Source organism: Mesorhizobium sp. M0522 (assembly GCF_040321085.1).
Classification (GTDB): Bacteria; Pseudomonadota; Alphaproteobacteria; order Rhizobiales; family Rhizobiaceae; genus Mesorhizobium.
This window is the reverse complement of the sequence record NZ_JAMYQW010000080.1, coordinates 1-7679: the sequence shown is the minus strand read 5'-3', so window position 1 is coordinate 7679 and position 7679 is coordinate 1. Positions and strand designations below refer to the sequence as shown.

The following is a 7679-nucleotide window of genomic DNA, read 5'->3' as shown; positions in this document are numbered from 1 at the left end:
GATGAACCAGAGGCGCTCGCTCTCAGCGGTGCGGTCCAGATGGCCTGACACGGCCATGGAGTCGGAACCGGTTTCGAATATTACCGGCGCGGTGAGCGGATCCGCGCCACGCTTCCACAGCCGCACGGTGCGCGCGTAGCCGGAGCGGGTGGCCATGCCATCACCAAGCGCACTGGAAAGCAGAAGCGTGTCAGGGTCGAGCCAATTAACCTCGCCCTTGGCCTCCGCGAGGTTGAAACCGTCGGCGACAAAGCTAAGAGATCCCAGATCGAATTCGCGATGCACGACCGCGTCGCTGCCGCCGCGCGACAGGCGCAGAACGGCTCTTTCCCGTCTCTCCGGCTCAAGGGACGCACCGCGCCAGATCCAGTCCTCTCCGTCGCTAGCGGCGAGGGCGTCCAGATCGAGCAGTAGCTCCCAATGGGGATCCACTTTCATGTAGGCGGCAAGGCTGGTCCGGCGCCACAGTCCGCGCGGATTTCGGGCATCTTGCCAGAAATTGTAGAGGTACGGGCCGCGGCGGGTGATCAAGGGAATGTTGTCTGGACGGTCGAAGATCGCTGTCAAGGCGTCACGGTCGCGATCGAACTGCGTTACACCGAAGTGCCCCAGGGTTCTGGCCGACTGGCTGGCGGTCCAGTCAAGTGCCCGTTCGCCTTCTACATCTTCGAGCCAAAGATAGGGATCATCGTCGGGAGCATTCAGCGTTGGGCGGAAATCGAATGCGGTCATGTCCGGCTAACCCGAAGAGTAATGTCGCCTGGAAAACAGGCGCAAAGTCTTCCGCCGGCCCGGGAAAGCTCAATTTTCGCGGCTGCGACCGCATGTTCGGCGAGCTTTATCATCGCATGACTTCTCCTCAGTCCTTGCCGCAGCGCGTTTGCGGATAGCCCTGCACGTGTCGTGCCAACGAGAAAATCATTTCAGAACAATGGTATGACTCTGATTGCGGTGTGTCCCATGTCCGACTTTGTCGAAGACCCGACAACAAGTGCAGCCGTGACGCTGATCGAACTTCCTGTGCGAGCTCGGTGGGCACTGCGGAATAGCAGTGAAGCTCACCGCGAACTGGCCGAGCTTCGGATCGACATCGGCGACGGGGCGATCGACGACCACTACGTCGCCGGTGTCGGGCGCGGCACGGCCTGAGGACTCCGAGGCGGCGATCATCAAATAACTGCGTTTACGACGGCTCCATTCCTGGCCGACCGGTGGCGCGCAAAAGACTGCCTTGCGGCCTCATCCCTCCGCCTGGATCGAGTGGCAGGGACGGAAAGGCGTCGTGCTTTTGGACCGGCAGAGTGGTCATAACGCTTCCGGCTATCTTTACAGAGATTCGACAATCCAGTTGGTGAAGGTCCCAGATCTCGCAATAATTGATGCGCTTAGGTTTGGGCATGCCGATCCGCAACCATCTCATCAAGAGCATCGATCCGACACCAACATAGAGAATTGCTTCCTCATGAGAGAGGCGTCGCGGCGGACATGCGATCTCGTCACTCTTCATGATCGCGGCCCCCGAGGATGCCGGGATCGACCAGTGCAACGGCACGATAAGGCGAGGATCTGGCAGCTCTTGCAACTGCCGACCTCGATGGGAGAAGGCATATCGCAATCCGGCAGAGACACCAGGTTATGACTGTCCGTTCATGAAGGCTTCGTGCTGGTCTCCATAAAAGAAGTATTCTGGTGCAGAAGGTGCCCGATTAGCTATTCGGAAAAGGCGACATCGACCTGCGAATCGGGCGCCGTCGGGAGGCGTCCCCTCTCAATGTCGGATTTCCGACAGGATCGCAAATCCGCCAACCCATTGTTTATAAGGCTCTCCTTCTCTGGCACGGCTTATGCTCGGGATTCTGCGAATGCATCAGCGAGAGGTCGTCCATGATCATGCGCACCGAAAATGCCGTCGCCGCAGTGAGACCGCGCTCTCGCTTGCCATCAAGCCGCCGAGAGGCCGGCGTCTCATGGTCGAGGCGGGCGATTTCGCCAGTTTCAACACCTTAATGGGCCTGGAAAGCGTCTCGCGTGACGGCGACGCGAGCATCCAGACGGGCGGAAAGGACATAGGTCGTTGCCCCACGTCGCCGGCATGACCCGTCGATTGTCACCGCGCTGGAATGCTCGGGTCTACATTCGACAACCCGAACGCGCAGGACAATTCTCGCAAATCCGGTCGGCACCGGGGCTCGAAACGTCCGCGAGGGGGCCCAATGGCTATGGCCGATATTCGCCGCGAACAAGCCGCCTAGTGGGAAGACTCTATAGGAGGAAGCAGTGGAGTTATCTTGCGTTGGGGTCGGTGCTGGGCCGTCTAATTTGAGCCTTGCGTGTCAGATACACGAGCAAGTTGGGCAAGGGGCACTGTTCCTGGATCGGCAGGTCGACTTCCGCTGGCATCCAGGCATCGCATTCGATTCCTCGGAGCTCCAGGTCAGCCACTTCAAGGATCTGGTCACACTGGTGAATCCGCGATCAGCCTACACTTTCGTAAACTTCCTGCACGAGAACGGGCGTTTGTACCACTTCCTGAACGCACAGTTCGAGGCTGTGTTCAGAGCTGAGTTTGAGCAGTACCTGAACTGGGCCTTCCACAGGAACCCACTTGTCCATGGCGGCGAGACCGTGCACGAAATCCGCTTTGACGGCGCGTTTCGGGTGCGGACCGATAACGCGGTTCTCGGCGCCAGAAACGTCGTGATTGGCATTGGCAAGCAGGCGCAAATCCCGCCTCAGTTTCAGGGCTGGATTGGACGCAACCTGTTCCACTCATCTGTTTTACTGCACATCCACCCTGAGGTGCGGAGAAAGCATGTCTGCGTGGTTGGCGGAGGCCAGTCGGGAGCCGAGGTGATGTTGCACCTTGTCGGCCTGCCGAAAGAACGGCGGCCTGCCTCGATCACTTGGGTCTCGCAGCGTGAGAACTACCTGCCTCTCGACAACAGCCCGTTCACAAACGAGTTGTTCATGCCCTGCTTTTCGGATCGTTTCGCGGCGATGAGCGAGTCGCAGCGTAAGCTGCTCCTGCGGCGTTTCGTGCTTGCCTCGGACGGCATTTCGGAAAGCACGTTGCGCGCGATCTATCAGGCGCTGTACCGCCACGCATTTTTCGAGCCAAACCGATGCGACATCACATTGCGGCCGGGCTGCACCGTCTCGCACTGCATCAACGCCGGCGCGGGTCACAGGCTGACCCTGCAGCACGGCATGGTCGAGGTCGAAGAAGTCACGGCTGACATCGTCATCCTGGCCACCGGTTACGAGAACGCGATGCCAGACTTCTTGGAACCCATCGCGCACCGGCTGGAGGAGATCGACAATGAATTAGCTATTCGCGAGGATTTTTCGGTGAGCTGGGACGGACCGCGTGACAGACGCATCTTCGTACAAAACGCGAGCCTCGGGCAGCGCGGCCTGGCCGATCCGAACCTAAGCCTGCTGGCCTGGCGCGCGCGCCGCATCTTCGATAGCCTTCTTGGGCGCGCGCCATGCGCGAACCCCGAGCATCCTGGGTTCATCAGCCATACCTCGATCGAGAGCTGGCCCGCCCCCGCAGCCGAAGAAATGGGCAGCGGGATATGACTCGTAGACTTTTGATCATGGGCGGTGGCATCCTAGGAATGATGTCCGCCTCCGCTGCGGCGAAGGCCGGAGGCTTCTCCGATATCACCGTGACCGAACAAGCCGTTGGACCAAGCGTCGCATCGCATTATTCTGGGGGCGTGCATTTCCCCTACGGTTGTCAAGACCGTACCAGGTCGCTCACTCGAAAGAGCGCCGTGGTCTTGGCGGCCATGGCTGGGTCGGCGGTCAGCGGATGGTGCCGGCCTTTAGCGATGCGTGTCGTGGCTGGACCGGGTGAAGCGATTGATCCGGCCCAGTTTACGGAACCCCGGGACCCGGCTGAGCCTGACACAGGTCTCGCGCCGATCTTCTGCGGACAATATCCGCCGGAGCGGAACGCACTTAGCATCGCCGTCCCACATGACGTGAGTCCGTCTCCGTGGACCCGCAACTTGACCAGCGCGCGACTGCCCAATTGGATGTCCGACCAACCAGTCTTTCCAACAGGAGGCTTTTCGCATGTTGACTGATGCACAAAGAGAAAAGTGGCAGAAAGACGGATACGTCAGGCTCGAAAGGTTCTTCGCTCCAGCGGCTCAGGAAGATATCTCTATTTTTGTCGAAGATATGTCACGCTGGGATGTCAGCGATGATAAATGGCTCATGTGGTTCGAGAAGACGACCGACAATCGAAAGATCATCTCCAAGGTCGAGAATTTTCTCGACTTCCATGATCCATTGCGTCGTTTGCTCTTAGAAGATCAGCGCATAAAGTCAGCGGTCGAGGATTTGCTTGGCGAAGATTCGCGCAGGCTCAAGGAGTTGCTGATTTTCCACTACCCCGATAGCGGCGGCTATCGCCCGCATCAGGACATTTATCACATTCCACACAGACTCCCCGACCGGATGGTCCATGCGGTGGTTGCCATAGGCATCGACGACTCCGACCCGGAAAACGGCGGGCTTTTCTTCAGCCCCGGCAACCACAAGAAGGGGGTGTTTCCCATGGATGCCGGTGGGGTGATCGATCCTCAAGTCGCCGAAATGTTCTCCTGGGAACCCGTAGTATGGAAGGCTGGCGACATCTTCATCTTCGACGATTACGCACCGCACTACTCACGACCGAACAAAAGCAATCGTTCGCGGCGGACACTCTACTTGGTGTTCCAGCGTGCTTCAACCGGTGGACCGACCCGCGCTGAATATAACGTGCTTAAGCGCGCCCTTAACCCGCCCGAGGGCAAGGTGGCCGATCTCGACAAACTCAAGCCCCCAAATGGTATTTTCTATCGCGATTGAGCTCACGCAGCCAGGCGGAGGCATGCACACGAAACTGATCGACCGCTCAAAAATGCGCGGAGAGTATGGCGTTCTGATTTGCGGGCTCGCGGAGCATCGACCGCAGCCCGTTACGACGCTTCGGCACGTGGATTGTGGAGGTGGTCGCAGGGCGGTCTTCTGTGACGCCTACAGCCCGACTGGCGCCCCCCTCGTCGCCCGCCTGGCGGCCCAGAGCTGCATTATCCTGGCCGGAGCCGCCAACGGGTCGGGCCATTTCTCTCCACGAATTGCACGGGAGGCTGTTGCGTTGGCAGCCGAAGATCCCACGGCTTCAACAGCTTAGGTTCGTTGTCATGCGCAAATACACGTTTTCTCGAACGGAGCTGTCGCCGGCGTTCGGTATCGACATGGCCACGCTTGGAACGGGAAGCGTCGGCACGGGTTTTTCGTTCGGTAGGCTGGCACCGGGCGTTACATCCGAGCCCCATCGGCACGACGAAATCGAGGCCTTCGTGGTCCTGTCTGGCGCGGGCAAGGTCACGACCGACCGTGGGGAAATCTCGGTCGAGGCGGGCGATGTCGTTCTGTTCCACCCTTTTGAAGCGCATGTGCTGCGCAACGATGGGGACGAAGACCTAAATTTCGTCGATGTCTACTGGCGAGACGGCGAGGCCGCCCTTGATGCCGCTGCAAAGACCACGGCTCCACGCGGGCCGATCTTCGTCTTCTCCACGCCGCCAACGCCAAATGGCGATCTGCATCTGGGACATCTTTCTGGCCCCTATTTCGGCGCCGACGTCTATACTCGTTTCCTGCGCATGAAGGGAGTCGAAGCATATCACCTCACTGGAAGCGATGACAACCAGAGCTACGTCACGACACGCGCCGATGCCGATCAATCGACGCCTGCAAACGTGGCGCACTACTACGCCGACGAGATTCGCGCCACGCTTGCACTTTTCGATTGTGACGTCCATAGCTTCCAACCCACAATGGGTGATGACGGTTACGGCGAGTTTCAAGCCGCGTGTTTCCGCAGTCTTCTGAGCAGCACGGCGGTAGATCTGCGCCAGAGCCCTGCGCTTTTCGATGCTGTGACAGGCCACTATCTTTACGAGCCGGATGTTAGCGGCCTCTGCCCCGATTGCGGCGGCTCCGCCGGTGGCAATATCTGCGAGGAATGCGGCGCCCCAAACCTTTGCCACGACTTGGGTGCAGCCCGGTCACGGCAGTCTGCCGAGGCGCCGCTGGTCGGCTCCGTCCGCCGCCCGGAACTTGCCTTGGACCGATGCTACGACAATATCGACCGGCATCTAAGGGCGTCGGGCGTCCCGCTACGGATCTTGGATCTCTTTGCGCGCCTACGCCGACGCGGCAACTTTTCAGTGCCCATTACCCACCCCTCGGACTGGGGCCTGCCGGCCGAAGGGTTCCCGGGGCAAGTGATCTGGGTCTGGCCCGAAATGGCCTTCGGTTTTCTTTACAACATCCAGGCGCTCGGCCGCTTGCTGGGTCGCGACTGGAAGGCGGAGATGCCCGGCAACGACTGGCAGATTGTCCATTTCTTCGGCTTCGACAATTCGTTCTACCACGCGCTACTCTACCCCGCTCTTTACGCCGAGGTCTTCTCCCACTGGACGCCACGCATCCACTATCACCTCAACGAGTTCTACCTGCTCGACGGCAAAAAGTTCTCAACCAGCTGCCGCCATGCGGTCTGGGGCAAGGAGGTTCTGAGCCCAAAGACAGTCGACGTCGTGCGCCTCCATTTGGGCCTGACACGCCCGGAAGGTGAGCGGACGGATTTCACGCTGGACGCGCTGCGCCGCACCGAGAACGAGGTGTTCCAAGGGGTTTGGCTGAACTGGCTTGATGCGTTGAACCAGGAAACCAAGCAGGATTTTGCCGGCCGTGTACCCGATGCAGGCGACTGGAGCCCGGTCGACCGCGCCTTCTTTGCTCGGATAGAGATCTATCGCGCGGCGATGGAGCGCGCCTATTCGGACGAAGGCTTCTCGGTCAGGCGCGCGGCCGCTCAGGTCTGCGATTTCGTGCGCGATTGCGTGATCTACCGTCGGGCGCAAGACTATGCGGCGGCGCGACGTTTCTATCCCGCCCGCAATCGGACTTCGCTAGCCCTTCAGACGACGGCCGCTGCGATCCTGGCACCGACACTCGCTCCGCTGATGCCCCGATTCGCCAGAACGCTGGCGCGAGGCATCGATGGCGTCTCAGACGAAACATGGCCCCGGTCCGTCCAGCGCCTTGCGCCCGGGACGCGCTTTGATCTCGGACCCGTGTTGGTGTTCTACGCCAAATCCGGCAATCCTCATCTCGATGAGGAGGAAGCACTATGAGCCCAAAGGTGCACCAGTGAGCTATCCAATCTCGACCAGATCTGCGCGGCAATCAAAGCCGATGATGCCAAATATCTTTACTCGCTGTCACTGGCGACCGAAGCCGCTATCAGACGGTAGAGACCAGATTGGCGGACCTGAACCAACGCATCGTCGACACCCTGGCCCGCGCCTTCGAGGACCGCTCGGCCGATCGCTTCCCAGCCCTTGCTGTTTCGTGCCGCAAATGCCGTGTGGGCTCGACTGCGCTGACCAACCTCTTCGGCATCGCGGGATTTCCGTCCTCCAGCCGGTCAAGACTGTCATGCCGTCGAGGCGCTTGGTCAACCTGGCGCGCCCTGCATCGTGCGCCGATCACCGGAAATGTCGAATGCGAATGCCTGCCTGGGCGGGGGGGCCCCGGCGGCGCGCCCCCCCGGTGTGTGGTGTTTTTTGGGAGGCCGGTGGTGGGGGGCGCGGGGGGCGCTGGGTGGGGTT

General features: G+C 60.2%; 4 protein-coding genes and 1 pseudogene. 4 read left to right on the top strand and 1 reads right to left on the bottom strand.

The annotated features are described in order from the left end of the window. A pseudogene (locus NKI58_RS35120) lies at positions 1–732 on the bottom strand (prolyl oligopeptidase family serine peptidase); the annotation flags it as partial. Positions 733–960: 228 nt separating this feature from the next. On the opposite strand from NKI58_RS35120, the gene NKI58_RS35115 reads away from it, so the two are divergent. The 4 genes from NKI58_RS35115 (at position 961) to NKI58_RS35100 (ending at position 7202) form a co-directional block, all read left to right on the top strand. Continuing rightward, complete coding sequence (locus NKI58_RS35115) at positions 961–1149, top strand: hypothetical protein (protein WP_352854491.1); 189 nt, start codon at positions 961–963, stop codon at positions 1147–1149. Positions 1150–2319: 1170 nt separating this feature from the next. Next, complete coding sequence (locus NKI58_RS35110) at positions 2320–3582, top strand: lysine N(6)-hydroxylase/L-ornithine N(5)-oxygenase family protein (RefSeq protein ID WP_352854489.1); 1263 nt, start codon at positions 2320–2322, stop codon at positions 3580–3582. 501 nt (positions 3583–4083) lie between these two features. Continuing rightward, positions 4084–4863 carry a phytanoyl-CoA dioxygenase family protein gene (locus NKI58_RS35105; RefSeq protein ID WP_352854488.1) on the top strand — a complete coding sequence of 260 codons (780 nt, stop codon included), beginning with the start codon at positions 4084–4086 and terminating at the stop codon, positions 4861–4863. Positions 4864–5198: 335 nt separating this feature from the next. Beyond that, positions 5199–7202 carry a class I tRNA ligase family protein gene (locus NKI58_RS35100; RefSeq protein ID WP_352854487.1) on the top strand — a complete coding sequence of 668 codons (2004 nt, stop codon included), beginning with the start codon at positions 5199–5201 and terminating at the stop codon, positions 7200–7202. The last annotated feature ends 477 nt before the right edge of the window (positions 7203–7679 follow it).

What these genes read in the sequence shown, in the direction of transcription:
- NKI58_RS35115 (WP_352854491.1), top strand. Translation starts at nt 961, where the DNA reads ATGTCCGACTTTGTCGAAGACCCGACAACAAGTGCAGCCGTGACGCTG.
- NKI58_RS35105 (WP_352854488.1), top strand. Translation starts at nt 4,084, where the DNA reads ATGTTGACTGATGCACAAAGAGAAAAGTGGCAGAAAGACGGATACGTC.
- NKI58_RS35100 (WP_352854487.1), top strand. Translation starts at nt 5,199, where the DNA reads ATGCGCAAATACACGTTTTCTCGAACGGAGCTGTCGCCGGCGTTCGGT.